This is a genomic window from Rhizobacter sp. Root404, assembly GCF_001425865.1.
GTDB lineage: Bacteria > Pseudomonadota > Gammaproteobacteria > Burkholderiales > Burkholderiaceae_C > LMDS01.
In genome coordinates this window covers 616,957-641,627 of record NZ_LMDS01000005.1, presented here as the reverse complement: position 1 = coordinate 641,627, position 24,671 = coordinate 616,957, and the positions used below count along the sequence as shown (strand labels likewise).

Sequence of the window (24,671 nt, the reverse complement as noted above, 5' to 3'; positions counted from 1 at the left end):
TCAGGCCTTCGCCTCGGCGGCGCGCAGGCCACGGGCCGTCATGCGCTCGCGCGCACGGAACGCGCGGCGCGCGATCCAGGCGAGCAGCAGCACGCCGAGCGCCATCAGCCCCAGCGGCCAGACCTTCGGCCGGTTCCATTCCGCCTGCAGACGTGAGCGCATCGGTGCGTCGACCTTGTAGTACAGCGCGCGGTCGTTCGTGAACAGGCCGTATTTCGCATCGCCGACCCATTTCTGGTACGCGCCGGCCGAGTAGGGGAAGTAGCCGAACGCCCACGGCGCGTCGCGGCGCAGGATGTCGACCATTTCGTCGACCAGCTTCTGCTTGGCCGGCCCGTCGTCGAGAAGCGCGAGCTGCTTGTAGCGCCGGTCGAACTCGGGGTTCTCGTAGTTCGCGGTGTTCTCGCCCTCCACCTTGGCCTTGGAGTTCGGGCCGTAGAACAGGAACAGGAAGTTCTCGGCGTCCGGGTAGTCCGCGAACCAACCCCACCAGAAGATCTGCTGCTTGCCCTTGAGCATCTTCTCCTGGAACTGGTTGTAGTCGGTCGCACGGATCTCGAGCTGCACGCCGACCTTGGCGAACTGCTTGACCATCCAGTCGAGCTCGGCACGGTACTCGGGCGTCGGCACGCGCTGGTAGTCGTAGTTCAGCACCAACGGCTTGCCGGTCTTCGCGTCGCGCCCGTCCGGGTAGCCGGCCTCGGCGAGCAGGTGCTTCGCCTCGGCGATCGAGCGGCGCACCGGCTTGCCGTCGACCATCCTGTGGGTGACCGGGTTGATGTCGCCCGGCGTGCCGTGGCGCGAGCCGAACGTCCCGCCCGGCAGCGGCCCCATGGCGGCCTCGCCGGCCTTCTGGGTGAAGACGCGGCCGTAGCCCTCCTCCCAGTCGATCGCGATGCTGAGCGCGTGGCGCAGTTTGCGGTTCTTCTCCTGTTGCTCCGGTGTGTCGCCCTTGCCGACGACCGGGTCGAGCCAGTTGAAGCCGAGGTACCAGTTCTGCGGTTCGACGCTCTTTGGAAAGCGCATTCCGCGCTCCTCGAAGCGCTGCTTCACCTCGTCCGAATCGTTGGCATCGGCGAGGAAGTCCGGGCCCCAGTCGTTGCGCTCGATTTCCGGGACGTCGAGGAAGCCTTGCGTGAACTTCGCGCGCAGCGGCGTCTTGTCCTTCTCGGTGTTGAAGACGAGCTTGTCGAGGAACGGCAAGCGCTTGCCGCAGTCGTCGAGCAGGCCGAGCTCCTTGTCGCCGGGCATGCCCTCGCACGGGTAGGTGGCGCCGTGGTAGTTCGGGTTGCGCACCAGCACGTGGCGCCGGTCGGGGTCGTACTCGACGGCCATGAACGGGCCGCTGCCGACCGGCCAGACGTCGAGCGTCAGGCTGTTCTTCGCCATGCCGGGCTGGGCGTAGAACTTGTCCGCCTCCCACGGCACCGGCGCGGTGAAGGTCATCGTCATCCAGTACTTCCACTGCGGGTACTTGCCTTTGATGCGGATGCGGTAGGTGTACTTGTCGAGCGCCACCGCGCCGGCGAGCGGGTACTGGCGGAAGTCGAGGAACGGCTTGTCGAGGGCCGCCGGATCGCCACCCTGGCGCAGCTTCTTGTCCTCGGCCCGGATCAGCTCGCCATAGTCCTTCAGGCCGATCACGTACTCCGAGAAGATGCCGAAGATCGGCGTCTCGATGCGCGGCGTCGCGTGGCGCTTGAGGGCGTAGACGAAGTCGTCGGCGACGACCTCACGTGTGCCGGTCTTGTCGAAGTCCAGCGGCGAATGCTTGTCGCGCACCTGCGCTGCCGTCATCGCGTGATACAGGTAGGCACCGGTCGCGTCGGTCGCAAAGGCCGGGTGCGGCGCGTAACGCATGCCGTGCTTGATGTGGATGTCGTAGACGCTCTCGGCGACCCGTTCGCCGGGTGCATTGGCGGGCAGCGGCTTGCCGTCCTTGTCGAGGTAGCGCGGCTCGGCCAGCGCCTCGGCGGCCTTCGGCACCACCACGTAGGGACGCTTTAGGTAGTGGTATGCGTACGGTGCCTCGTAGATCGAGTACATGTACGGCACCTCGTTGACCGCATAGGACGCGGTCGGGTCGAGGTGGCGCGGCGAGCGCTCCTGGAACGCGATGAACAGCGTGTTGGTCGACTCGCTGCCCTTCGGGTTCGGGCTGTTGTCGCATCCGGCCGTCAGCCCCGCGATGGCGATCGCGAACGCGCCCAGCGCAGCGCGCGCCGTTCGGTTCATGCGTGTGCCGCGTGAGCGTGCACGTGGTCGTGCGCGGGCCCGCCGGCGTGGCGGTGCTCCCAGCCGATCAGCACGTTGCGGCCGTCGACCAGCAGCGTCACGCGCGCACCGACCGGCATCGTCACCTTGGTCGGCACGTGGCCGAACGGCAGGCCGGTGAGGATCGGCGTCTTCGTCAGCGTGCGCAGGTGCGCGACGACGGTCTTCATCGAGAACCCGCGGTCGTGCGGCGCCTTGCGCCAGGCGCTGAACTCGCCGAGCACGATGGCCTTCTGCGCGTCCAGCACGCCGGCCTGGTGCAGCTGCAGCAGATTGCGTTCGACGCGGTACGGGTGCTCGTTCACGTCCTCGAGAAACAGCACGCCACCCTTGATGCGAGGGAAATACCGCGTGCCGAGCATCGAGTTGACCATGCACAGGTTGCCGCCCCACAAGGTACCGCGCGCCTCCAGCCCGTCGAAGCCGGGCTCGGTGCGGAAGCCGACCGCTTCGAGCGCGCCGCTCATCGCCTCGAGGAAGCAGTCGCGGGTGATCTCGTCGACGCCGCCGGCGTCCTCGCTGCGGCCGAAATCGTCGGCGGCCAGCGGGCCGGCCCAGGTGATCGCGTCGGCGCCGAGCTTGGGCTGGGCGAGCAGGCCGAGCTGCAGCGTCGTCATGTCGCTGTGGCCGACCCAGCGCGTGCCGTGCGCGATGCTGTGCGCGATCGCCTTCCAGTCGATCCGGTCGAGCAGCCGCGTGAAGCCGTAGCCGCCGCGCGTGGCCATCGCGATGCTCGGCGCCGCGGCGGCGATGCGGTGCAGCGCGTCGAGCCGCATGTCGTCGTCGCCGGCGAAGCGCTGGTGGCGCGCCCGCGCGGCGGCGTCGATCTGGACGTCGAACCCGAGTGCCTTCAGGCGCTTCGCGGCCAGGGTGAGCGGCGCGGAGCGCACCAGCACGCCCGCAGGCGAGAACAAGGTCAACAAGGTCATCGGTTCGGTCACGGCGAAGGCGGCTCGCTGGCGAGTTCGGTGGCCTCGCCGGCCGGGATATCGGGCGCTTCGGCGGCCGGCAGCGGCGCGTCGAGCGGGTTGGCACGGCGCTGCCGGTACTGCTCGCGGCGCTCCGCGAAGAAGTCGCGCAGCACGGCGCCGCATTCGTCGGCCAGCACGCCGCCTTCGACCGCCGTGTGATGGTTGAGCTGCGGCTGCGCGAACAGATCGACGACCGAGCCGGCCGCGCCGGTCTTCGGGTCGCGCGCCCCGAAGACCACGCGCTTGAAGCGGGCGTGCATCAGCGCCATCGCGCACATCGCACAGGGCTCGAGCGTCACGTACAGCTCGCACTCGGGCAGGCGGTAGTTCGAGACCAGCTGCGCGGCGTGGCGCAGCGCGACGATCTCGGCATGCGCGGTCGGATCGTGCTCGGTGATGGGTCGGTTGTAGCCGGTGGCGATCACCTGCCCCGCGCGCATGATCACCGCGCCGACCGGCACCTCGCCGACCAGCCATGCGTTGTGGGCCTGGTCGAGCGCGATGCGCATCGCGTGCTCGTCGGCGGCGGGATTCGGCTCCGTCACGATCAGGGCGCGGCGCGCGCGCCGCGGTCGGCGCCCTGCTGCAGTGCCCGTTCGGCGCTCTGCTTGAACTGCTGCTGGATGTTCTGCGCCTGCTGCGGCACGGTCAGGCCGGTCGTGTCGGCGGCCACGCCGCCGGGCATGCCGCCGGGGATGGCCAGCGTCGCGCCGTCGCGGTCACCCGTGCCCGTGACTCCGGCCGTGCCGGCGGCCTGGTTGATGCGCGTCGAGACGCCGCTGCTGCTGATGGCCTGCAGCTGCTTCTTGCCGACCGTGCCGACGATCGCCAGCACGATCAGCAGCGACAAGACTCCGAAGATCATCCGCATGCGTCACTCCCATTCGATGGTGGCGGGGGGCTTGCTCGAGACATCGTAGGTGACGCGGTTGATGCCGCGCACTTCGTTGATGATGCGGCCGGAGACCTTCTTGAGCAAGGCGTACGGCAGCTCGGCCCAGTCGGCGGTCATGAAATCGCTGGTCTGCACGGCGCGCAGCGCGACCACGTAGTCGTAGGTGCGGCCGTCGCCCATCACGCCGACGCTCTTGACCGGCAGGAACACGGCGAAGGCCTGGCTGGTCAGCGCGTACCAGCTCTGGCCGCTCGCGGGGTCGATCGTGTTGCGCAGTTCCTCAATGAAGATCGCATCGGCGCGGCGCAGCAGGTCGGCGAACTGCGGCTTCACTTCGCCGAGGATGCGCACGCCCAGCCCCGGGCCGGGGAACGGATGGCGGTAGACCATGTCGTGCGGCAGGCCGAGCGCGACGCCGAGTTCGCGCACCTCGTCCTTGAACAGTTCGCGCAGCGGCTCGAGCAGCTTCAGGCCGAGTTGCTCGGGCAGGCCGCCGACGTTGTGGTGGCTCTTGATCGAGGTCGCCTTCTTGGTCTTGGCGCCGCCGGACTCGACCACGTCCGGGTAGATCGTGCCCTGCGCCAGCCACTTCGCACCCTTGGCGCCCTCGCCTTTGAGCTTCGCCGCCTCGGCCTTGAAGACTTCCACGAACTCGCGGCCGATGATCTTGCGCTTGGCTTCCGGGTCGGTCACGCCGGCCAGGTGGCCGAGGAACTGCGCGCTGGCATCGACATGGATCACCTTCGCGTGCAGCTTGCCCGCGAACATCTCCATCACCATCTTGCCTTCGTTCAGGCGCAGCAGGCCGTGGTCGACGAACACGCAGGTCAGCTGGTCACCGATGGCGCGGTGGATCAGCGCCGCAGCGACGCTCGAATCGACACCGCCGGACAGCCCGAGGATCACCTCCTCGTCGCCGACCTGCGCGCGGATGCGTGCGACCGCCTCGTCGACATAGCTGCCCATCACCCAGTCGGGCTTGGCCTTCGCGATCTCGAGCACGAAGCGCTTCAGCAGCTCGCGGCCCTGCACGGTGTGCGTCACCTCGGGGTGGAACTGCACGCCGTAGTAGCCGCGCGCCTCGTCGGCCATGCCGGCGATCGGGCAGCTCGGCGTGCTGGCCATCAGCTTGAAGCCCGGCGGCAGCGCGGTGACCTTGTCGCCGTGGCTCATCCAGACCTTGAGCATGCCGTGGCCTTCGGCGGTCGAGAAATCCTCGATGCCCTGGAGCAGCTTCGTGTGGCCGTGCGCGCGCACCTCGGCGTAGCCGAACTCGCGGTGGTCGGCGGCCTCGACCTGCCCGCCCTGCTGCACCGCCATCGCGAACATGCCGTAGCAGATGCCGAGCACCGGCACGCCCAGGTCCCACACCGCCTGCGGCGCGCGCAGTTCGTGGTCCTCGTAGGTCGAGGCGTGGCTGCCGGACAGGATGATGCCCTTCGGGGCGAACTCGCGGATGAACGCGTCGCTGACGTCGTTCGGGTGGATCTCGCAGAACACGTGCGCCTCGCGCACGCGGCGCGCGATCAGCTGGGTGACCTGGGAGCCGAAATCGAGGATCAGGATCTTGTCGTGCATGAGGTGGTGGTGTGAGGTTTCGACTCAGGGATCACGCGGCGGCGAGCGCCTGCCGCTTGCGGCGCTCGCCGCGGAAGTGACGCAGCGCGATCAGCATCGACGCCGCCTGCAGTGCGGCGCAGAAGTAGAACGGCGCGCCGATCTTCCAGTCGCCCCGCGGCAGGTGCGAGACCGTCGCCAGCAGCGGTGCACCGATGGCCGGCGCGATCACCGCCATCATGCTGTTCAGCGATGCCACGGCGCCGGCGGTGCGGCCCTGCGTCTGCGGGTCGGCGGCGTTGGAGATGATGCTCTGCATCGCCGCGGTGGACGCGAAGCCGAGCACGTTGACCAGGATCGCCGCGATCAGCATCCAGCCTTCCGTGGCGGCCCCGCACGCGAGGTAGAAGACGATCGACGACACGAGCCCCATGATCGCCAGGCGCTGCGGCGAGAAGCGCTTGAGCAGCCGGCCGAGCAGCACGCCCTGCACCAGCACCGACGTCAGGCCGATCGCGAACAGCGACCAGCCGTTCTGCGTCGGCCCCCAGCCGAACTTGAAGGTGGTGTAAAGCACCCAGGAGGTGTGGGTCATGAACTGCACCAGGCCGCTGAGCGCGATCACGAACACTAGCGAGCCCACGCCCTTCAGTTCACGCAAACCGCGCAGCGACGTGATCGGGTTGGCCTCGCGCAGCACGAATGGCTGGCGCCGCTCGACCGGCAGCGATTCCGGCAGCACGAAGTAGCCGTACAGCCAGTTGAGGCAGGCCAGACCACCGGCGACGAAGAACGGCAGGTGCAGGTTGATGCCCCCCAGGATGCCGCCGAGCACCGGCCCGAGGATGAAGCCCATGCCGAGCATCGCCCCGAGCTTGCCGAAGGCCTGGGCGCGCTGCTCCGGCGCGGTGATGTCGGCCACGTAGGCATTGGCCACGGCGATGTTCGCCTGCATCGCGCCGCTGAACAGGCGCACCACCAGCAGCATCCAAAGCGCGGTCGCCAGGCCGGTGATGAAGAAGCTCAGCGCGAAGCCGCTGAAGCCGATCAGCAGCACCGGCCGCCGGCCGTACCGGTCCGACAGGCGCCCGAGGATCGGCGACGCGAAGAAGTTGGCGATGCCGAACGCGATCGTCACGGCGCCGTACCAGAACGCCTGCTCGGCCTGCGAGGTCGTGAACGTGCCGACCAGCGGCGGCAGCACCGGGATGATCAGGCCGACCGCGATCATGTCGATCAGCACGGTCGCCATGATGAAGGGCATGGCCGCCTGGCGGCCCGCGCGGGCTTGCTTCATGCGCAGCCCCTATTCCATTCTGTAGTTTGGCGCTTCCTTGGTGATCTGCACGTCGTGCACATGGCTCTCGCGCATGCCGGCCGACGAGATCTCGACGAACTCGGCCTTGTCGTGCATCTCGGCGATGCTGGCGCAGCCGCAATAGTGCATCGAGGCGCGCAGCCCGCCGGCCATCTGGAAGATCACGGCCACGACCGAGCCCTTGTACGGGACCTGGCCCTCGATGCCTTCCGGCACGAGCTTGGTGGTGTTCGGGTTGTTGCTGCCCGACGCATCCTGGAAGTAGCGGTCGGCCGAGCCCTGCTGCATCGCGCCGATCGAGCCCATGCCGCGGTAGCTCTTGTAGGTGCGGCCCTGGTACAGGATGGTCTCGCCGGGCGCCTCTTCGGTGCCGGCGAACGCGCCGCCCATCATCACGGTGTCCGCGCCGGCGGCGATCGCCTTGGCCAGGTCGCCCGAGTAGCGCACGCCACCGTCGCCGATCAGCGGCACGCCGCTGCCCTTGAGCGCCTTCGAGACCTGCTCGATCGCGAAGATCTGCGGCACGCCGACGCCGGTGACGATGCGCGTGGTGCAGATCGAGCCCGGGCCGATGCCGACCTTGACCGCGTCGGCCCCGGCCTCGACCAGCGCCAGCGCGGCCGCGCCGGTGGCGATGTTGCCGCCGATCACGTCGACGTTCGGAAAGTTCTTCTTGACCCAGCGCACGCGCTCGATCACGCCGGCGCTGTGGCCGTGCGCGGTGTCGACGACGATCGCGTCGACCCCGGCGCGCACCAGTAGCTCGACCCGCTCCTCGGTGCCGTCGCCCACGCCCACTGCCGCGCCGACCCGCAGCTTGCCCATCGCGTCGCGGGCGGCGTTCGGGAAGCTGGTCTGCTTGGTGATGTCCTTCACCGTCATCAGGCCGCGCAACTCGAACTCGGGGCTGACGACCAGCACGCGCTCGAGCTTGTGCTTGTGCATCAGCGCCTTGCCATCCTCGATCGTTGCCGACTCCGGCACCGTGACGAGGCGTTCACGCGGCGTCATGATCTCGCTGACGGGCGCGTCGAAGCGCGATTCGAAGCGCAGGTCGCGGTTCGTGACGATGCCGACCACCGTCTTGCCCTGCAGCACCGGGAAGCCCGAGACGCCATGCTGGCGGGAGAGCTCCATCACGGCCCGCACGGGGGTGTCCGGCGTCACCGTGATAGGGTCGCGCAGCACGCCGGATTCGTAGCGCTTGACGCGCGCGACCTCGGCAGCCTGCTGCTTGGGCGTCAGGTTCTTGTGCACGATGCCGATGCCGCCCTCCTGCGCCAGCGCGATCGCGAGGCGGGCTTCCGTCACCGTGTCCATCGCCGCGGAGACCAGCGGCAGGTTCAGGCGGATGTTGCGGGACAGGGGGGTCGACAGATCGGTGTCGCGAGGCAACACCCGGGAGAACGCTGGCACCAACAACACATCGTCGAAGGTGAGCGCTTTGCCAAGAAGGCGCATGGGAAAAGCTCCTGACGCAAAAGCGAATTATACGGACAGCCGATGCGCGCACTAAGCCACGCTTGGCAACCCGCGGCTTGGTCGGTCGGCGGGCCGCCGCATACACTCGCGCTCATTACAGTTCACGAATGAACGCCATGGCTCGTTGGAACATCGTCCTGCTCGCTGCGCTGCTCGGCCTGACCCTCGCCGGCCCCGCGTCGGCGCAGTGGAAGTGGCGCGACAAGGCAGGTCACACCCAGTACAGCGACCTGCCCCCGCCACCGGGCACGCCCGAGAGCGACATCCTGCAGCGCCCACGCGGCGGCAGCACGGCCGCCGCCCCGCGTGCGCCGATGGCGGCGCCCGCACCCGCCTCCGCGGCATCGGCCGCCCTGCCGCCCGCCGCCCGCGCCTCCGACCCGGAGCTCGAAGCCCGCCGCAAGAAGGCCGAGCAGGAGATCGCGGACAAGAAGAAGGCCGAGGAAGACCGCATCGCCGCCGCGCGCGCCGAGAACTGCGGCCGCGCGAAGGAGGCACTCCGCACGCTTGACAGCGGCATCCGCATGGCGCGCGTGAACGAGAAGGGCGAGCGCATCGTCCTCGACGACGCCGCCCGCGCCGCGGAAACCAAGCGCGCCCAGTCCGCGGTCGCGAGCGACTGCAAGTAGGACGCCGCGCTCAGCGCCGCGGCGTGACCTGCGCGCGCTGGCGCCGCCGCCGCGCCTCCTTCGGATCGACCCGAAGCGGCCGGTACAGCTCGACCCGGTCGCGGTCCCGCAGCACTGCGTCGCGCGTACAGAACGCGCCCCAGATGCCGACCGGCAGCGCCTCCAGCGCGGCCTGCGGGTGGCGCGCCTGCAGACCGCTGGCCTGGACGGCATCGGCCACCGTGGCGCCTGCCGGGAGCCGCAGTTCGACCTGGTCGACCTCGCCCGCGCGCGGGCTGTAGGCCACGCTGATGCTCAGGCCCGGCGCGGCGGCCTCAGCGCTCGCCATAGACCTGCTCCGCCCGCTTGACGAACGAATCGACGAAGGTGTTGGCGATGCGGTCGAACACCGGGCTGATCAGCGCGTCGAGCGCGGCGTTGGCGAAGCTGTAGCGCAACTCGAACTCGATCTTGCAGGCCTTGGCGGTCGCCCCGCCGTTGCTCGGCACCGGCACGAAGCGCCAGGTGCCGTCGAGCAGCGAGAACGGGCCGTCGACCAGCTTCAGCGTCACGCGCTCGTCGGCGGCCTGCACGTTGCGGGTCGTGAAGGCCTGGCGCACGCCGAGGTAGGACAGGTGCAGCCGCGCGGTCACGCCGTCGGCATGGGTCTCCAGCACTTCCGCCTTCTCGCACCAGGGCAGGAACTTCGGGTAGTCGGCCACCGCGGTGACGAGCGCGTACATCTCGCGCGGCGAGTACCAGAGCAGGACTGACTTCTTCACATGCTTCATACAATGGCGAAATTGTATTGGGCACATCCGGCCCCACCTGAGTGCCCATGTCCATCGCCGAAAACCGCCGCGCCCATTTCGATTACCACCTCGAGGAACGGCACGAGGCCGGGATGGTGCTGCAAGGCTGGGAGATCAAGGCGATCCGCGCCGGCCAGGTGCAGCTGACTGACGGCTACGTGGTGATCCGAGACGGCGAGCTCTACCTGATCGGCTGCCGGATCAACGCGCTGCGCAGCGCCTCCACCCACATCAGCCCGGAGGCCGACCGCACCAAGAAGCTGTTGATGCGCAAGGAGGAGATCAAGCGGCTGATCGGCAAGGTCGAGCAGAAGGGCTTCACGCTGGTGCCGCTGAACCTGCATTTCAAGGGCAGCCACGTGAAGGCCGAGATCGCGCTCGCCAAGGGCAAGGCCGAGCACGACAAGCGCAACACCGAGAAGAAGAAGGACTGGGAGCGCGAGAAGGGCCGCCTGATGCGCCACAAGGTGTCGTCCAAACCCAGCCGTGACTGATTCCGCCGCCGCCGCCGTCGCCCCGTTGCGCGAGATCGCCGACCTGCCCGGCCCGCGCGGCTGGCCGATCGTCGGCAACGCGTTCCAGATCGAACGCGCGCGCCTGCACCAGAACGTCGAGGCCTGGAGCCGCGAGTACGGGCCGTTCTTCCGCTTCAAGCTCGGCCCGCGCACGCTGCTGGGCATCGCCGACCATGAAGCGCTGAGCGCGGCGCTGCGCGATCGGCCGGACGGCTTCCGCCGCACCAAGCACCTCGAGACCATCGGGCTCGAGATGGGCATGACGCCCGGCGTGTTCTCGGCCAACGGCGACACCTGGAAGCGCCAGCGCCGCATGGTGATGGCCGGCTTCGACCCGACCCACGTGCGGGCCTACTTCCCCTCGTTGCTGAAGGTCACTCAGCGGCTGCGCCAGCGCTGGACGCGCGCGGCGGCCGGGGGCGCGGCGATCGAGCTGCAGCCCGAACTGATGCGCTTCACGGTCGACGCGATCGCCGGCCTCGCGTTCGGCGCCGACGTCAACACGCTGGAGTCGGACGACGAGGTCATCCAGCGCCACCTCGACAAGATCTTCCCGGCGCTGTTCAAGCGCGTGTTCGCGCTCGTGCCGTGGTGGCGCTGGTTCCGGCGCGCGGCCGACCGCGAACTCGAGCGCAGCATGGCCGCGGTCAACCAGGCGATCGCCGGCTTCATCGCGCAGGCACGGGAGCGGCTGGCGGCCGATGCAGCGCGGCGCGCGCTGCCGCCGAACCTGCTGGAAGCGATGATCGTCGCGGCCGACGCCGGCGCGCGCGATGGCGCCGAGACGATCAGCGACCGCGAGGTCGCCGGCAACGTGCTGACGATGCTGCTCGCCGGCGAGGACACCACCGCCAACACGCTCGCCTGGCTGATCTACCTGCTGCACCGCCATCCCGAGACGCTGCAGCGCGCCCAGCGCGAGGTGCGTGATCTGGGGCTCGACGCCGCCGCGTTCACGCCCGACCACCTGGCCGCGCTCGATTACCTCGAAGCCTGCGCGCACGAGACGATGCGGCTGAAGCCGGTCGGCCCGTTCCAGGTGATCGAGGCGCTGCGCGACACCGCGATCGCCGGCATCCGCATCCCCAAGGGCACCAGCGTCTGGTGCGTGATGCGCGGCGACAGCCTGAGCGAGCGCCACTTCCCCGACCCGCTGGCATTCAGGCCCGAACGCTGGCTGCCGGAAGGCGGCGCCGGTTCGGCCAGTTCGGCCAAGCGCGTATCGATGCCGTTCGGCGCCGGCCCGCGCGTCTGCCCCGGCCGCTACCTTGCGCTGCTCGAGATCAAGATGGCGATGGCGATGCTGCTGAACCACTTCGACATCGACGCCGTGACGACGCCCGACGGCGGCGAGGCCGAGGAACTCCTGTCGTTCACGATGATGCCGGTCGGCCTGCGGATGCGGCTGCGCGCCCGCACCGACTGAGCTTCAACCGTCCAGCGCGGCCAGCGCCTGCCTCGAGTCGGCGATCAGGTCGTCGACCGCCTCCAGGCCGAGCGAGAAGCGGACCAGCGTGCCGCGCCAGCGCGGCTGCTTGCGCATCATCGACAGGTCGTACGGCACGACCAGGCTGACCGGTCCGGCCCACGAGAAGCCGATCTTGAACAGCCGCAGCGCGTCGACGAAGGCATCGACCTGCCGCGCCGTGTAGCGCTCGTCGAACACCACCGAGAACAGGCCGGCCGACTGTGTGCACAGCCGCGCCCAGTGCTCGTGCCCGGGCGAGCCGCTCAGCGCCGGATGCAGCACCTGCGCGACCTCGGGCCGCGTCGCCCACCACTGCGCGAGCGTGCGGCCGGCGCGGTCGGCCGCGGCATAGCGCAGCGGCAGGCTCGGCAGCGCGCGCAGCAGCGCCTCGACATCGTTGGCGCCGACACCCCAGCCCATCCGCATATGCGCGGCGTTCAGCCTCAGGTGCAGGGCGGGATCGCGGGTCGTCACCGAACCCATCAGCACGTCGCCGCCGCCGGAGGGGTACTTGGTCAGCGCGTGGGCCGAGACGTCGACGCCCAGGCCGCCTTCCAGCTTGAACGGGTTGAAGGCGAGCCCCGCGCCCCAGGTGTTGTCGAGCGCGACCAGCGCGCCCTTCGAGCGCGCGGCGCGCACCAGGTTCGGCACGTCGGGGAATTCCATCGTCACCGAGCCGGGCGGCTCGATCCAGACCAGCTTCGTCTGCGGCGTGACGCTGGCGGCGAGCGCGTTCGCGTCCATCGGGTCGTAGAAGCGATGCGCGATGCCCCAGCCGGCGAGCTCGTGCCGCGCCAGCTCCTTGTTCGGGTTGTAGGCGTTGTCGGGGATCAGCACCTCGTCGCCGGCGCGCAGCAGCGCCACGTCGGTCAGCGCGATCGCAGCCAGGCCGCTGGGGACCAGCACGGTGTGTGCGCCGCCTTCGAGCGTCGCGATCCGCTCCTCGAGCGTGAAGGTGGTCGGCGTGCCGTGCAGGCCGTAGGTGTAGCCCACCTTCTCTTTCCAGTTGCGCGCGCGCATCGCGGCGACGTTCGAGAAGATCACCGTCGAGGCCTTGAACACGCCGGGCTGCGGTGCGCTGAAGCCCGCGGGCGGCTGGTACGGGTGGTGGATCAGGGTCGTCTCGATCGACGGTTCGGGGGCGCGCTCGGTCATCGGGTTCTCGTCAGGGGACAGGCGGTCAGTCTATTCGAGCGGATTCAAGTCAGCGGTTCGAGCGCTGCGAACAGGCTGGGGAGCAGCTCGCTCACGGTGGGGTGGATGAACATCGTCTGCGTGATCCGGGTGTACGGGAGGTCGGCGGCCATCGCGAGCAGCAGCAACTGCACGACCTCGTCGGCCTCGATCCCGAACAGGGCAGCGCCGAGGATGCGCTCGGTCTGCGCGTCGACCAGTACCTTCATGAAGCCGGTCGTCTCGCCGCGCTCGCGCGCGCGGCCGACGCGTGCCATCGGGAAGGTCGCCACCTTCGCCGCACGGCCGCTCTGGCGCACCTCTGCTTCGCTCATGCCGATGCGGCCGAGCGGGGGGTCGGTGTAGAGCGCGTAGGCGCTGATGCGGTCCGAGACGCGACGCGTGCCGCCGTCGAGCAGGTTGGCCGCGACGATCTCGTGGTCGTTGTACGAGGTGTGCGTGAACGCGCCCTTGCCGTTCACGTCGCCGAGCGCCCAGACGCCCGGCGCGCTGGTGCGCAGCTCGTCGTCGACGGTGATGAAGCCGCGCGCGTCGGTGGCGATGCCGGCCGCGGCGAGACCGAGATCCGCGGTGTTCGGCACGCGGCCCACGGCGAGCAGCAGGTGGCTGCCGTCGATCGCCTGCGCACTGGCCGCAGCATCGAACGCGACGCGCACGCCCGATCCCTGCCGCGCCATCGACAGGTTGGCCGCACCGACGTGCACGTCGATCCCCTCGCCTTCCAGCAACGCACGCACCGCGGCGCTCACTTCGGCGTCCTCGCGGCCGATCAGCCGCGGGCCGGCCTCGATCACCGTGACGCGGCTGCCGAAGCGGCGGTACATCTGCGCGAACTCGAGCCCGATGTAGCTGCCGCCGACGATCACCAGGTGATCGGGCAGGAAGTCGATGGCCATCATCGAGGTGTTGGTCAAGTACGGCACATCGCGCAGCCCGGGCCAGTCGGGCACGCTGGGCCGACCGCCGGTGTTGACGAAGATCTTCGGCGCGCTCAAGTCGTCGGCACCGACACGCACCGTGTTCGGCCCGGTGAAACGCGCTTCGCCGCGGATGACCTGCAGCGTCGGCAGGCCGCCTAGCCAGGTCGTCAGCCCGGTGATCGACTCGGCGACGACCGCGTCCTTGCGCGCCTTGACCGCCCGCATGTCGACCGCAACCTCGCCGCCGATCGACACGCCGTAGCGCGCCGCCGTGCGCGCCACATGCGCGGCGCGTGCGCTGGCGACCAGCGTCTTGGTCGGGATGCAGCCATCGTTGACGCAGGTGCCGCCGAGGTGCTTGCGCTCGATCAATGCCACGCGCTGGCCGCGCTGCGCGAAGCGTGCCGCCAGCGAGGGCCCGGCCTGGCCGGCACCGATGACGATCGCGTCGAATTCCTGGTTCATCGCGGCTCCCGCAGTGGAAGCCGTGGACTCTACTGCGCGCGCCTCAGATCGGCACGCCGACCAGGTCGTGCCCCTGCGTGCCGACGATCTTCACGCGCGTGAACTCGCCGACTTTCAGTGTCTTGGACGCCTTCTCGGGCGGCAGCAGCTTCACGCTGCCGTCGATCTCCGGCGCATCCGCGTACGAGCGGCCCACGCCGCCCTTGCGGCCCATGGCCGGCGCCGAGTCGACCAGCACCTGCATCGTCGCGCCGACGCGCTTGGCGAGCTTGGCGGCCGACACGGCCTCGGCCACCGCCATGAAGCGCGCGCGGCGCTCCTCGCGCAGTTCGATCGGCAGCATGCCCGGCAGGTCGTTCGCGGTCGCGCCATTGACCGCCGAATACGCGAACGCGCCGGCGCGGTCGATCTGCGCCTCGCGCATGAAATCCAGCAGGTGCTCGAACTCGGCCTCGGTCTCGCCCGGGAAGCCGGCGATGAAGGTGCTGCGGATCACGATCTCGGGGCAGGTCTCGCGCCAGCGCTGCAGGCGCTCGAGGTTCTTCTCGCCGTTGGCGGGACGCTTCATGCGCTTGAGCACGTCGGGATGCGAGTGCTGGAACGGCACGTCGAGGTAAGGCAGGATCGCGCCGCTCGCCATCAACGGCAGGATCGCGTCGACGTGCGGGTACGGATAGACGTAGTGCAGCCGCACCCACGCGCCGTGCTTCGCGGCGAGTTCGGCGAGCCTCTCGCACAGATCGGTCATGTGGGTCTTGACCGGCCGGCCGTCCCAGAAGCCGGTGCGGAACTTGACGTCGACCCCGTAGGCGCTGGTGTCCTGGCTGATGACCAGCAGCTCCTTGACGCCGGCCTCGAACAGGCGCTGCGCCTCGCCGAGCACGTCGCCGATCGGGCGCGAGACCAGGTCGCCCCGCATGCTCGGGATGATGCAGAACGAGCAGCGGTGGTTGCAGCCCTCGCTGATCTTCAGGTAGGCGTAGTGGCGCGGCGTGAGCTTGACGCCCTGCGCCGGGACGAGGTCGATGAACGGGTCGTGCGGCTTCGGGCTGTGGAGGTGGACCGCGTCCATCACCTCGTTCGTCGCGTGCGGGCCGGTGACGGCCAGCACGCTGGGGTGCATCTGGCGCACCAGGTTGCCGCCGGCCTCGCCGGCCTTGGCACCGAGGCAGCCGGTGACGATGACCTTGCCGTTTTCGGCCAGCGCCTCGCCGATCGTGTCGAGGCTTTCCTTGACCGCGTCGTCGATGAAGCCGCAGGTGTTGACGATCACCAGGTCGGCGCCGGCGAAGGTCTTCGAGGTGTCGTAGCCCTCGGCGCGCAGCTGGGTCAGGATCAGTTCCGAATCGGTCAGCGCCTTCGGGCAGCCGAGCGAGACGAAACCGATCTTCGGGGCGGGGGTGGTGGCGGGACGGGAGGCGAGCGTGGGGTCGGTCATCCCGCCATTTTCGCCGATCAGCGCGCGGGCAGGACCTGGATCTCCAGCGCGGGGCAATCGAGCTTCACGGGCACCATCGCATCGCGCTGGCGCGGCGGACCCGTGGACACGTCGAACAGCGTGATGCGTGGCGTGACCCGGTAGCGGCCCGGCGCGGTGAAATCGAAGGGCTGCGCGAGGTCGACCGTCGCGTGCCGGCTGCGGCCAGCGGCGATGGCCACGTGGTCATCAGGGCCCGGATCGCCGCGCTTGACCATCGGGCCGGTGTAGCGCAGCAAGCTGCCGTTGCGCATGACCTGGACGTAGGGACCGAACCAGCCCTCGAAGGGCGTGGCCCAGTTCAGCACACGCACCGCGCCCTGGCCGCGGTTGGTGAGCGTGAAGCGCATCGGCACCGGCTGCCCCGCTTCGACGCGGGCGGGGGCCGACAGCTTGCAGACGAGCTCCGCGGCCGACACGACCTGCGATGCCGACGCGATCGCCGACGCGACGATCAGGTTGCGCGCCGCCGGGCTCAATTCTGTGCCGGCGTGTTTTCCGCAAAGTATTCGTGGCTGTCGGCGTTGTCGAGCGCCTTGGCCGGATCGCTGATCGCCAGCGACTTGGCCGCCGACTGCCCGTAGGCCCAGTCATCGGTGCTGGCGACGACATTGAAGTGCGACATCTCGTGGACGAGCGTGCCGCCCTTCGAATCGGTGCCGGTCATCGGCGCGTTCCAGAAGGCTCCGCAGAGGTAGATCTTGTACGGCTGCGTCGGGTAAACGTAGGCGTACACGCTGGGCTTCTTGCACTTGCAGTCGAGCACCAGCGCCTGCGACGTGAACGCGCCCTGTTCGGCCGCGAAATGCGATTTCGCGGTATTCCACCCGGCAGTGCTGAACGCACCGAACCAGGTGGTGTAGCGCGCCGTGGCCGACGGCGTGGCGCTCAGGTAGGTGTTGGCCGACGTCGCGTAATTGGTTGCGGCGGCCACGGCCTGGACCAGCAGATTCTGCTGTGACGCCGAACAGTTGCCGGTGTACGAGATCGACGACCCAGTTGCCGACGGTGCCGGCGGCTTCGCCGCCACCTTCCCGCTGCGCCCCTCGAGCCACACGTACAGCGGCGCCGACGTCTTCAGCGTCGCTTCGTCGTCGTGCTTGCCGCGGCTCACGTACTCGATCGCGTAGCGCCCGCTCTGCGACAAATCGTAGGCGCCGGTCAGTTCGGCCTGGAAGCTGATCGACTCGCCGGGCTGCAGCTTGACCTTGTCGTTCGCGCCCGGCGCGGCGCGCTTGACCAGCGGGCCGAGGTAGTCGACGGTCTGGTCGTCGCGCGTGACCTTGAACAGCGGGCCTTCGAGCTCGTCGCCCGGCAGCTGCCACTTCAGCAGGTTGACCGGGTGGCGCGCCGTGTTGGTGACGGTGACCGTCACGTTGACGTCGACATCGCCGCGCAGCACCGGCGTCGGCACCGTGAGCCGCACGTCGATGGTGGCTGGCGCTGCCTGCGCGAGCGCGGCAGCGGCGCACAGGATGGCGGCAAGAGAAGTCTGGGCGTAACGCGACATGGACAGGCTCCTGGTCAGTGGTGGGGGTAGGACGGTGCGCTTCAGCGCTTCGGTGGCTTGAACCCCGGCATGCCCGGGAACAGGGCGCCGGCCTGCTTGGCCATCTGCTCCTGCATCTGCGAGAACATCTTGCGCGACTGTTCCATGTAGTTGCCCATCAGGTTCTGCACGACCGGGGCCTGGCCGTTGAGGAACTGGGACCACATCTCGGGCGTCTGCGCGGTCGGGTCGAGCAGGCCCTTGGACTGCTCGGCCAGGCGGGCCTGGATCTCGGTGAAGGTCTGCAGGTTCTTCTCGAGGTAGGAGCCCATCATCCCCTGCATCGAGTGGCCGTAGAAGCGGATGATCTGCGCCAGCATCGGCGCCGAGAACATCGGCACGCCGCCGCTCTCTTCCTCGAGGATGATCTGCAGCAGGATGCTGCGGGTCAGGTCCTCGCCGGTCTTGGCATCGCGCACCTCGAAGCTCTCGGCCGACAGCACCATCGCCTTCACGTCGGCGAGCGTGATGTAGCTGCTGAGCTGGGTGTCGTAGAGCCGCCGGTTCGGGTACTTCTTGAGGACGCGCGGGCCGCCGGTGGGGACCGGGGCCGCATCGGCGGGAGCGTCAGGCTCGGCGCTCGCGACCGACTTCACTGCGCGGCGGGACTGGGCCATTCGGCGTCTCCTGGGTCGTTGTGCAACTGCACAATGATTCTAGGAGGGCCCCCCGGCCCGGCTCCGGAGGGTTTTCCCGCTCGATGCGCGCGCCGCGTTCAGGGTTGGTACTTCCAGGCGCCGTTCTCGATCTTGACCATCACGCGGGCGCGCTGGTCGAGGCCGAGGTGGTCGGTCTTGGACATGTTGAAGATGCCGTGCGCGCCGTGCACCTCCTTGGTGTTCTCGAGCGCGTCGCGCAGCGCGGTGCGGAACTCGACCGTGCCCGGCTTCGCCTTCTTCAGCGCGTCGGCCACCGCCACCTGCATCAGCAGGCCCACGTCCCACATGTGGCCGCCGAAAGTCGAGACCGAGCCCTTGCCGTAGGCCGCCTCGTACTTCGCGACATAGTCGAGCGCCGACTTCTTCACCGGGTTGCTCGCCGGCAGCTGCGCGGCCACCAGCACCGGGCCGGACGGCAGCAGCGTGCCCTCGACGTCCTTGCCGCCGACGCGCAGGAAGTCGTTGTTCGCGACGCCGTGGGTCTGGTAGTACTTGCCGGCGTAGCCGCGCTCCTTCAGCGCGCGCTGCGGCAGCACCGCCGGCGTGCCCGAGCCGGCCACCAGCACGGCGTCCGGCTTGGCGGCGACGATCTTCAACACCTGGCCGGTCACGGACGTGTCGGTGCGGGCGTAGCGCTCGTTGGCGACGATGGTCAGCCCCTTCAGCGCGGCGGCCTTCGCGAACTCGGCGTACCAGCCCTCGCCGTACGCGTCGGCGAAGCCGATGAAACCGACCGTCTTGACGCCGTTGTCGGCCATGCTGGCGGCGATCGCCAGCGACATCATGATGTCGTTCTGCGGCGTCTTGAAGACCCAGCGCTTCTTCGCGTCGACCGGCTCGACGATGCGGGCCGACGCGGCCATCGAGATCATCGGCGTCTGGTTCTCGGCGACCACGTCGATCATCGCCAGCGAGTTCGGCGTGACGGTCGAGCCGAGGATCACGTCGACCTTGTTCTCGGTGATCAGCTTGCGGGTGTTGCTCACCGCCATCGTGGTGTCGGACGCGTCATCGAGCACGATGTAGTTGATCTTCTGCCCGCCGATGGTCTGCGGCATCAGCGCGACCGTGTTCTTCTGCGGGATGCCGAGCGACGCGGCCGGGCCGGTGGCCGAGACGGTGACACCGACGTTGACGTCGGCGTGGGCCAGCGTGGCCGCCGCGAAGGTGGCGGCCAGGGCGATCAGGGTCTTCTTCAGCTTCATGCAATGTCTCCGGTGTTCAGAAGGGGAAAGGGTGTCTCAGGCACGCCGTGCGACGCGCTTGGCGCTGGCCGGTTGCGGGCGAGGCTGCGACCCGGCGACCTGCACCGAGTTCAACCCGCCGAAGAAAAGATCCGCGACGATCGGCGCCATCGCCGCGTGGGTGAGCTTGCCGCCGGGCTGCAGCCACGTGAACATCCAGTTCATCATGCCGAACAGCAGCATCGTCACGGGCTTGTGCAGTTCGGTGGCGCGCAGATCGGGGCGGCTCTCGGCGATCGCCTCGGCGAACGCATTGACGACCTCGCGCTGGCCGTCCAGCACGCGCTCGCGGTCGGCCGGCTCGAGGAACTTGACGTCCTCGGTCAGCACGCGGTGGGCCGCCTGCGCGTGCGCATAGACCTCGAGAAAGCTCGCGATCAGCGCCCGCACGCGCGCCTGCGGATCGAGCGGCTGCTGCTGCGCCTGTGCGACCAGTTCCTTCAGGCGGCCGACGTGGTCCTCGGCGATCTCGACCAGCAGTTGGTACTTGTCGCGCACGTAGTGGTAGAGCGAGGGCTTGGACACGCCGCAGGCGAGCGCAACCTGGTTCATGGAGGTCGCGGTGTAGCCCTGCCGCGCGAACAGGTCCGCCGCGCGCGCGAGGATCTCCTCGCGCTGCGTGTCGTAGCCGGGGGCGCGACCGCGGGGCATCGGCGGGGAGCGCTCAGCGGTCCGTGAAGGTCGCCGGGCGCTTCGCGATGAACGCGGCCACGCCTTCGAGGTAGTCGTGCGACGCGCTCAGGCGGCTCTGCCAGCGGCCTTCGTTGTCGAGCGCTTCGGCGTAGCCCAGGTGCATGGCCTGGTCGAGCGCCGCGCGCGTCGCCGCCAGGGCGGCGACCGGCATCGCGGCCAGGCGCTCGGCGGTGGCGCTCACCTCGGCGGCGAACGCCGTGTCGTCGACGCACTTCCAGATCAGGCCGATGCGCTGGGCCTCCTCGGCCGGCAGCTTGTCGCCCGTCATCGCCAGCGCCAGGGCATTCGCGCGGCCGACCAGTCGCGGCAGCAACCAGGTGCCACCGGCATCGGGCACGAGGCCGATCTTCGAGAACGCCTGGATGAAGCTGGCCGAGCGGGTGGCAATCACCAGGTCGCAGCCGAGCGCGATGCTGGCACCCGCGCCGGCGGCCACGCCGTTCACCGCGGCGATCACCGGCACCGGCATCGCCCGCAGGCGCAACGCCAGCGGCTTGTAGAAGCGTTCGATCACGTTGCCGACGTCGGTCGGCCTCGCCCCCGGTGTGAGGTCCGGCGCGACGGCCGGGTCGGCCAGATCCTGCCCGGCGCAGAAGCCGCGTCCGGCGCCGGTGAGCACCAGACATCGGACCGACCGGTCGCCTTCGACGGCGGACAACGCAGCGGCCAGTTCCTCGTGCATCTGCGACGTGAAACTGTTCAGCGCCTTCGGCCGGTTCAGCGTGATCGTGCACACCGCGCCGGACCGCGCGCTCAGCACCAGGGAATCGTCGGACATCGTGGGTCTCCAGCGGCGGACCGAGTGCGCACTCGCAACGCGACGCGCGTCAACATACTCGACCGACCGGTCAGTAAAGTTTAGTTCGGTTTGCGGTCGGTCGAGCGGCCGCGCGACCGAGGGCTTACCCGCGGATGCCGCAGCAGCGCGAGCAGGCCGCGCTCGGGCGCCGACAGGCCCGCGCGGCGCACCGGGGACAGCGGCGCGACGGCGTTGCCCTCACCCGTCAGCAGGCCCAGCACGCGCGGATGCACGTAGGCCTTGCGGCACACCGCCACCGTGTTGCCGAGCCGGGCCGCCACGTCGCTCAGCAAGCGCTTGGCGCCGGCCAGCGTCGGCTTGGCGGCCTCGGCCGGATCGAGCGCGCACCACAACTGCAGCGCCAGCACGCTGCCGTGCCAGGTGCGGAAGTCCTTCGCGGTGAACTCGCCGTCGCTGGCCGTGCGCAGGTAGTCGTTGACGTCGGACGAGCCGACGACATGCGGTACGCCCTGATCGTCGAGGTACTGGAACAGTTCCTGCCCCGGCAGCGCCTGGCACCGCCGCACGACGCGCGCGACCCGCCGGTCGCCCAGGCGGACCTGGTGCTCCACCCCGCTCTTGCCGCGAAAGCGCAGCGTCAGCGCCTCGCCTCTGACCTGCGCGTGGCGATTGCGCAGCGTGGTCAGGCCATAAGATCCGTTGCTGCGCGCGTACTCGTCGTTGCCGACCCGCATCAATGTCGTGTCGAGCAGGCGCACGATCGCGGCGATCACGGTGTCGCGCAGCACCTGCTGGCCGACCGGCGCCGACAGGTCGCGTTGCACGCGGGCGCGGATGCGCGGCAAGGCGCCGCCGAACTCGGCCAGGCGGTCGAACTTGCTGTCGTCGCGCGCGCTGCGCCAGTCGGCGTGGTAGCGGTACTGCTTGCGGCCGCGCGCGTCGCGCCCGGTTGCCTGCAGGTGGCCGTGCGGCAGCGGGCAGATCCAGACCTTCGTGTAGGCCGGCGGGATCGCCAGCTTGCGGATCCGCAGCAGCTGCTCGGCATCGCGCAGCGGCCGGCCGTCCGGCATCACGTAGCCGAAGCCGGTGCCGCGCTTGACGCGGCGGATGCCCGGCGTGTCGTCGCTGACGTAGACCAGTCCGCGCGGCGCGGCCGGCAGCGCCTGGGCCGCTACGGCCACGGCAGGCCGGCCGACGCCCTCACCGTTCGAGCGCCTTGGACAACTCGGCCTTGTTCATCCGCGAGCGGCCCTTGACGCCGCGTTCGCTCGCTTCGTTGCGCAGCTGGGCCAGCGTGCGTCCTCCTGCGCCCGAATGCGAGCGCTGCCCGCCGCGCCGGCTGGCCGGCATGTCGTTCACCGACGTGGCGCTGGCGGTCTTCGATTCGCCGTGCTGCGCCCGCTCCTTGTTGACGGTGCGGGCCGCGATCTCCTCGGCGACCTTGTCGCTCTTGCCGCGATCGTGCAGGCTGTCCTTGATGTGCTCGTACTGGCGCTCGCGCTTGGCGCTCCAGATGTTGCGCGGCATGGTGCTTCCTTTCGCAGGCACGTTGAGGGCGGACGGCCACCGGCGGCCTGTTGTCCGGTGGCTCGCGGACGGGATCGGGATGTTCGGTGGGCTGCGGATCCTCGACCGGCACCACGTCCGGGCCGGGCACGGGGGGTTGCGTCGGCGGCCGGTTCGGCACGTCCGACGGGGTCAGGGGTTCGGTGTGGTCGAAGTGGATCATCAGGTCGTCTCCGTCGGTTCGAAATCGAGGGCCTTCATCGCCCGCGTCAGTGTCTGGCGCGACGCGGTGAAGCCGTCCCATGCCGTCTGACCCGGGCGCAGGCGCGGCTCGACGTTGCGCACGGTCCAGTGCGCACCGCTCTCCACCTGCGCCAGCTCGCTCCAGTCGATCGGCACCGACACGCCCAACCCGGGTCGCGCGCGCGCCGACCAGGCAGCAGCGGTGGTCGAGCCCCAGCCGTTGCGCAGATAGTCGATGAAGATCCTGCCGACCCGGTTGCGCGGTCCGCTCTTCGCGACGAACCGCTGCGGCACGACCGCGGCCATGCGGACCACGACGGCGCGCGCAACCTGCCGCACCGCCTGCCAATCGTGCCGCGGCGCCAGCGGCACGACCACGTGCAGGCCCTTGCCCCCGCTGGTCTTGACCCAGCTCTGCAGCTTCAGCTCTCCGAGGAACGCGTGGACGAGCGTGGCGGCCTCGCGCACCTCCGGCCAGGCGACGCCTTCGCCGGGGTCGAGGTCGAACACCATCCGGTCGGCGCGCGGGATGGTTCTCGTCGTCATGTTCCAGGTGTGGAACTCGACGACGTTCATCTGCGCCGCGGATCGCAAGCCGCGCGGCGCGGAGACCACCAGCAGCGGTTCGTGACCCGGATCGAGGGCCGGATCGAGCAGGTCGATGCCGTCCATCGCGGCGGCAGCGGCGTGCTTCTGGAAGAACAGTTCGCCGCCCACGCCCTCCGGCGCGCGCACCAGCGCGACCGGCCGCGCCTTCAGGTGCGGGAGCATCGATGGTGCGACGCGCTCGTAGTAGTCGACCAGCTCGCCCTTGGTGACGCCGCTCGCCGCGTCGATCACGCGCTCGGCGTGGGTGATGGGGATCGGCTGGCGGGTGGCCATCGTGGCGCTACCCGGTGCGTCGCTTCTTCGCGGGCGCGCTCTTCGGGCGCGCGGCTCGCGCTGTCTTGCGTGCCGTCGCGGGTGCCGCGGCGCCCCCCGCCTTGCCCTCCAGGCTGCGCTTGAGCGACTCGGTCAGGTCGATGATGTCGGCCGTCTTGCCGCCCGCCTCGACGGGCGCTTGCGGGACGACCGTCTCGGTGTCGCCGGATGCGACCTTGCGCTTGACCAGCGCCATCACCTCGTCGGTGAAGGAGTCGCGGTAGTCGTCCGCCTTGAACGGCCTGGTCATGTCCTCGACCAGCTGCGTGGCCATCTTCAGCTCCGCCTCGGTCAGGCCGGCCCCCTTGCTGCCCGCCGCAGGCAGGTTCAGCTCGGTCCACGGCTTGATGTCCGCGCCCCAGCGCAGCAGGTTCAGCACCAGCGCCGGCCCGACCGGCACCAGCGCGGCCAGGTGCTGCTTGGTCTGGATCACCACGCGGGCCACGCCGATGCGCTGCGTCTTCGCGAGCGTCTCGCGCAGCAACGCATAGACCTTGGCGCCCTTGCCGGTCGGCGCCAGATAGTAGGGTCGGTCCAGGAAGACGAACGGGATCTCGGCGGCGCCGACGAACGCCTCGATGTCGATCGACTGGGTGGACCGGGGATACGCCGCCGCGATCTCCTCGTCGCTGACCACGACGTACTGGCCGTCCTCGACCTCGACGCCCTTGACGATGTGCGTCTTGTCGATCTCCTTGCCGGTCTTCTTGTTGATCCGCTTGTATCCGACCGGGTCCATGCTGCGCTTGTCGAGCCAGTCGAAGTCGACGCCGTGATCGGCAGTCGCGGTGTGCAGACTGACCGGGATGTGGACGAGCCCGAACGCGATGGCGCCCTTCCAGAGGATGCGCGAGCCGGTGGCCATCTCGCGCGTGCGCTCAGCGCAGCTCGTAGCAGCGCATCGCCTGCTGCGGCGACGGCGGCGGCACGATCGCCTGGAGCATGCCGTCGATCGGCGTCGGGCAAGGGGTGGCACTGCGCAGCAGGCTGTCGACGATGAAACCGTCTTCCTCGATGACTTCGCCGAGCAGGTGACTGCGGCTGTCGAACAGCAGCGCTCGTGGCGCGTCGTCCAGCAGCAACAGGAATTTGGCAGGTGTGTTCATGGCAACGATGCTACGCAGCCCGATCCGCCATCCC

At 69.5% G+C, this 24,671-nt stretch carries 26 protein-coding genes; 3 read left to right on the top strand and 23 right to left on the bottom strand.

Going from position 1 to position 24,671, the window contains the following annotated elements:
- From ASC76_RS17105 to guaB, 7 genes are read right to left on the bottom strand one after another with little or no spacing between them, the layout of a single operon-like run.
- On the bottom strand, positions 1-2,235 hold the full coding sequence (locus ASC76_RS17105) for an ABC transporter substrate-binding protein (RefSeq protein WP_056468996.1): 2,235 nt from the start codon (positions 2,233-2,235) through the stop codon (positions 1-3).
- Positions 2,232-3,203, bottom strand: a complete 972-nt coding sequence (locus tag ASC76_RS17100; protein WP_056471009.1) for an LD-carboxypeptidase — start codon at positions 3,201-3,203, stop codon at positions 2,232-2,234. Before ASC76_RS17100 ends, ASC76_RS17105 begins: the two co-directional genes overlap by 4 nt.
- Before the next feature lie 8 nt (positions 3,204-3,211).
- Entirely contained in the window at positions 3,212-3,754 is a 543-nt protein-coding gene (gene tadA, locus ASC76_RS17095; RefSeq protein ID WP_056468994.1) for a tRNA adenosine(34) deaminase TadA, read from the bottom strand.
- A gap of 38 nt (positions 3,755-3,792) precedes the next feature.
- Positions 3,793-4,116: a hypothetical protein gene (locus ASC76_RS17090; RefSeq protein ID WP_056468991.1), complete on the bottom strand. Its 324-nt coding sequence runs from the start codon at positions 4,114-4,116 to the stop codon at positions 3,793-3,795.
- Positions 4,117-4,119: 3 nt separating this feature from the next.
- Positions 4,120-5,718 (bottom strand): glutamine-hydrolyzing GMP synthase, encoded by a 1,599-nt coding sequence (gene guaA / locus ASC76_RS17085; protein ID WP_056468989.1) that lies wholly within the window; start codon positions 5,716-5,718, stop codon positions 4,120-4,122.
- 31 nt (positions 5,719-5,749) lie between these two features.
- The gene (locus ASC76_RS17080; RefSeq protein WP_235580492.1) at positions 5,750-6,994 is read right to left on the bottom strand and encodes an MFS transporter; all 1,245 of its coding nucleotides are present in this window, start codon (positions 6,992-6,994) and stop codon (positions 5,750-5,752) included.
- 9 nt (positions 6,995-7,003) lie between these two features.
- Entirely contained in the window at positions 7,004-8,476 is a 1,473-nt protein-coding gene (gene guaB, locus ASC76_RS17075) for an IMP dehydrogenase (protein WP_056468986.1), read from the bottom strand.
- A 128-nt stretch (positions 8,477-8,604) separates the two neighbouring features.
- On the opposite strand from guaB, the gene ASC76_RS17070 reads away from it, so the two are divergent.
- Positions 8,605-9,126: a DUF4124 domain-containing protein gene (locus ASC76_RS17070; protein WP_371262143.1), complete on the top strand. Its 522-nt coding sequence runs from the start codon at positions 8,605-8,607 to the stop codon at positions 9,124-9,126.
- Positions 9,127-9,136: 10 nt separating this feature from the next.
- Here the strand turns inward: ASC76_RS17070 and ASC76_RS17065 are convergent, their stop codons facing one another.
- Together ASC76_RS17065 and ASC76_RS17060 are read right to left on the bottom strand one after the other, a co-directional pair.
- Positions 9,137-9,454, bottom strand: a complete 318-nt coding sequence (locus ASC76_RS17065) for an RnfH family protein (protein WP_056468982.1) — start codon at positions 9,452-9,454, stop codon at positions 9,137-9,139.
- Positions 9,441-9,896: a type II toxin-antitoxin system RatA family toxin gene (locus ASC76_RS17060; protein WP_056468979.1), complete on the bottom strand. Its 456-nt coding sequence runs from the start codon at positions 9,894-9,896 to the stop codon at positions 9,441-9,443. Before ASC76_RS17060 ends, ASC76_RS17065 begins: the two co-directional genes overlap by 14 nt.
- 47 nt (positions 9,897-9,943) lie before the next feature.
- On the opposite strand from ASC76_RS17060, the gene smpB reads away from it, so the two are divergent.
- Both smpB and ASC76_RS17050 read left to right on the top strand, forming a co-directional pair.
- Positions 9,944-10,411, top strand: coding sequence for an SsrA-binding protein SmpB (gene smpB / locus ASC76_RS17055; protein ID WP_056468977.1), 468 nt, complete (start codon positions 9,944-9,946; stop codon positions 10,409-10,411).
- Positions 10,404-11,858, top strand: a complete 1,455-nt coding sequence (locus ASC76_RS17050; protein WP_056468973.1) for a cytochrome P450 — start codon at positions 10,404-10,406, stop codon at positions 11,856-11,858. Before smpB ends, ASC76_RS17050 begins: the two co-directional genes overlap by 8 nt.
- Positions 11,859-11,861: 3 nt before the next feature.
- Here ASC76_RS17050 and ASC76_RS17045 read toward each other — a convergent pair whose 3' ends face one another.
- The 14 genes from ASC76_RS17045 to ASC76_RS16980 all read right to left on the bottom strand — a co-directional run bounded on the left by ASC76_RS17045 (position 11,862) and on the right by ASC76_RS16980 (position 24,637).
- Positions 11,862-13,055 carry a PLP-dependent transferase gene (locus tag ASC76_RS17045; RefSeq protein WP_056468970.1) on the bottom strand — a complete coding sequence of 398 codons (1,194 nt, stop codon included), beginning with the start codon at positions 13,053-13,055 and terminating at the stop codon, positions 11,862-11,864.
- Between the two features lie 44 nt (positions 13,056-13,099).
- Positions 13,100-14,479 (bottom strand): FAD-containing oxidoreductase, encoded by a 1,380-nt coding sequence (locus tag ASC76_RS17040; protein ID WP_056468966.1) that lies wholly within the window; start codon positions 14,477-14,479, stop codon positions 13,100-13,102.
- A gap of 43 nt (positions 14,480-14,522) precedes the next feature.
- Positions 14,523-15,917 (bottom strand): 30S ribosomal protein S12 methylthiotransferase RimO, encoded by a 1,395-nt coding sequence (rimO, locus tag ASC76_RS17035; RefSeq protein WP_056468963.1) that lies wholly within the window; start codon positions 15,915-15,917, stop codon positions 14,523-14,525.
- Positions 15,918-15,934: 17 nt separating this feature from the next.
- On the bottom strand, positions 15,935-16,435 hold the full coding sequence (locus tag ASC76_RS17030; RefSeq protein WP_056468958.1) for a hypothetical protein: 501 nt from the start codon (positions 16,433-16,435) through the stop codon (positions 15,935-15,937).
- Entirely contained in the window at positions 16,432-17,466 is a 1,035-nt protein-coding gene (locus tag ASC76_RS17025) for a M35 family metallo-endopeptidase (RefSeq protein ID WP_082549235.1), read from the bottom strand. The genes ASC76_RS17030 and ASC76_RS17025 overlap by 4 nt, the downstream gene beginning before the upstream one ends.
- Before the next feature lie 41 nt (positions 17,467-17,507).
- Positions 17,508-18,122, bottom strand: a complete 615-nt coding sequence (gene phaR / locus ASC76_RS17020; RefSeq protein ID WP_056468956.1) for a polyhydroxyalkanoate synthesis repressor PhaR — start codon at positions 18,120-18,122, stop codon at positions 17,508-17,510.
- 98 nt (positions 18,123-18,220) lie between these two features.
- Positions 18,221-19,369 (bottom strand): ABC transporter substrate-binding protein, encoded by a 1,149-nt coding sequence (locus tag ASC76_RS17015; RefSeq protein WP_056468953.1) that lies wholly within the window; start codon positions 19,367-19,369, stop codon positions 18,221-18,223.
- Between the two features lie 36 nt (positions 19,370-19,405).
- The gene (locus ASC76_RS17010) at positions 19,406-20,059 is read right to left on the bottom strand and encodes a TetR/AcrR family transcriptional regulator (protein WP_056468950.1); all 654 of its coding nucleotides are present in this window, start codon (positions 20,057-20,059) and stop codon (positions 19,406-19,408) included.
- A gap of 13 nt (positions 20,060-20,072) precedes the next feature.
- Positions 20,073-20,879, bottom strand: coding sequence for an enoyl-CoA hydratase-related protein (locus ASC76_RS17005; protein WP_056468947.1), 807 nt, complete (start codon positions 20,877-20,879; stop codon positions 20,073-20,075).
- 80 nt (positions 20,880-20,959) lie between these two features.
- On the bottom strand, positions 20,960-22,042 hold the full coding sequence (locus ASC76_RS17000) for a DNA topoisomerase IB (protein WP_056468944.1): 1,083 nt from the start codon (positions 22,040-22,042) through the stop codon (positions 20,960-20,962).
- Between the two features lie 19 nt (positions 22,043-22,061).
- On the bottom strand, positions 22,062-22,388 hold the full coding sequence (locus ASC76_RS16995) for a Rho termination factor N-terminal domain-containing protein (RefSeq protein WP_056468940.1): 327 nt from the start codon (positions 22,386-22,388) through the stop codon (positions 22,062-22,064).
- A 201-nt stretch (positions 22,389-22,589) separates the two neighbouring features.
- The gene (ligD, locus tag ASC76_RS16990; protein ID WP_056468937.1) at positions 22,590-23,492 is read right to left on the bottom strand and encodes a non-homologous end-joining DNA ligase; all 903 of its coding nucleotides are present in this window, start codon (positions 23,490-23,492) and stop codon (positions 22,590-22,592) included.
- Between the two features lie 7 nt (positions 23,493-23,499).
- Positions 23,500-24,396, bottom strand: a complete 897-nt coding sequence (locus ASC76_RS16985; protein ID WP_056468934.1) for a Ku protein — start codon at positions 24,394-24,396, stop codon at positions 23,500-23,502.
- A 13-nt stretch (positions 24,397-24,409) separates the two neighbouring features.
- Entirely contained in the window at positions 24,410-24,637 is a 228-nt protein-coding gene (locus ASC76_RS16980; protein ID WP_056468931.1) for a hypothetical protein, read from the bottom strand.
- Between the last annotated feature and the right edge of the window lie 34 nt (positions 24,638-24,671).

What these genes read in the sequence shown, in the direction of transcription:
- ASC76_RS17005 (WP_056468947.1), bottom strand. Translation starts at nt 20,879, where the DNA reads ATGTCCGACGATTCCCTGGTGCTGAGCGCGCGGTCCGGCGCGGTGTGC.
- rimO (WP_056468963.1), bottom strand. Translation starts at nt 15,917, where the DNA reads ATGACCGACCCCACGCTCGCCTCCCGTCCCGCCACCACCCCCGCCCCG.
- phaR (WP_056468956.1), bottom strand. Translation starts at nt 18,122, where the DNA reads ATGGCCCAGTCCCGCCGCGCAGTGAAGTCGGTCGCGAGCGCCGAGCCT.
- ASC76_RS17040 (WP_056468966.1), bottom strand. Translation starts at nt 14,479, where the DNA reads ATGAACCAGGAATTCGACGCGATCGTCATCGGTGCCGGCCAGGCCGGG.
- guaA (WP_056468989.1), bottom strand. Translation starts at nt 5,718, where the DNA reads ATGCACGACAAGATCCTGATCCTCGATTTCGGCTCCCAGGTCACCCAG.
- ASC76_RS17070 (WP_371262143.1), top strand. Translation starts at nt 8,605, where the DNA reads ATGAACGCCATGGCTCGTTGGAACATCGTCCTGCTCGCTGCGCTGCTC.
- ASC76_RS17010 (WP_056468950.1), bottom strand. Translation starts at nt 20,059, where the DNA reads ATGCCCCGCGGTCGCGCCCCCGGCTACGACACGCAGCGCGAGGAGATC.
- ASC76_RS17105 (WP_056468996.1), bottom strand. Translation starts at nt 2,235, where the DNA reads ATGAACCGAACGGCGCGCGCTGCGCTGGGCGCGTTCGCGATCGCCATC.
- guaB (WP_056468986.1), bottom strand. Translation starts at nt 8,476, where the DNA reads ATGCGCCTTCTTGGCAAAGCGCTCACCTTCGACGATGTGTTGTTGGTG.
- tadA (WP_056468994.1), bottom strand. Translation starts at nt 3,754, where the DNA reads ATGCGCATCGCGCTCGACCAGGCCCACAACGCATGGCTGGTCGGCGAG.
- ASC76_RS17100 (WP_056471009.1), bottom strand. Translation starts at nt 3,203, where the DNA reads ATGACCTTGTTGACCTTGTTCTCGCCTGCGGGCGTGCTGGTGCGCTCC.
- ASC76_RS17090 (WP_056468991.1), bottom strand. Translation starts at nt 4,116, where the DNA reads ATGCGGATGATCTTCGGAGTCTTGTCGCTGCTGATCGTGCTGGCGATC.
- ASC76_RS16985 (WP_056468934.1), bottom strand. Translation starts at nt 24,396, where the DNA reads ATGGCCACCGGCTCGCGCATCCTCTGGAAGGGCGCCATCGCGTTCGGG.
- ASC76_RS17065 (WP_056468982.1), bottom strand. Translation starts at nt 9,454, where the DNA reads ATGGCGAGCGCTGAGGCCGCCGCGCCGGGCCTGAGCATCAGCGTGGCC.
- ASC76_RS17025 (WP_082549235.1), bottom strand. Translation starts at nt 17,466, where the DNA reads ATGTCGCGTTACGCCCAGACTTCTCTTGCCGCCATCCTGTGCGCCGCT.
- ASC76_RS17080 (WP_235580492.1), bottom strand. Translation starts at nt 6,994, where the DNA reads ATGAAGCAAGCCCGCGCGGGCCGCCAGGCGGCCATGCCCTTCATCATG.
- smpB (WP_056468977.1), top strand. Translation starts at nt 9,944, where the DNA reads ATGTCCATCGCCGAAAACCGCCGCGCCCATTTCGATTACCACCTCGAG.
- ASC76_RS16995 (WP_056468940.1), bottom strand. Translation starts at nt 22,388, where the DNA reads ATGCCGCGCAACATCTGGAGCGCCAAGCGCGAGCGCCAGTACGAGCAC.
- ASC76_RS17060 (WP_056468979.1), bottom strand. Translation starts at nt 9,896, where the DNA reads ATGAAGCATGTGAAGAAGTCAGTCCTGCTCTGGTACTCGCCGCGCGAG.
- ASC76_RS16980 (WP_056468931.1), bottom strand. Translation starts at nt 24,637, where the DNA reads ATGAACACACCTGCCAAATTCCTGTTGCTGCTGGACGACGCGCCACGA.
- ASC76_RS17045 (WP_056468970.1), bottom strand. Translation starts at nt 13,055, where the DNA reads ATGACCGAGCGCGCCCCCGAACCGTCGATCGAGACGACCCTGATCCAC.
- ASC76_RS17015 (WP_056468953.1), bottom strand. Translation starts at nt 19,369, where the DNA reads ATGAAGCTGAAGAAGACCCTGATCGCCCTGGCCGCCACCTTCGCGGCG.
- ligD (WP_056468937.1), bottom strand. Translation starts at nt 23,492, where the DNA reads ATGGCCACCCGCCAGCCGATCCCCATCACCCACGCCGAGCGCGTGATC.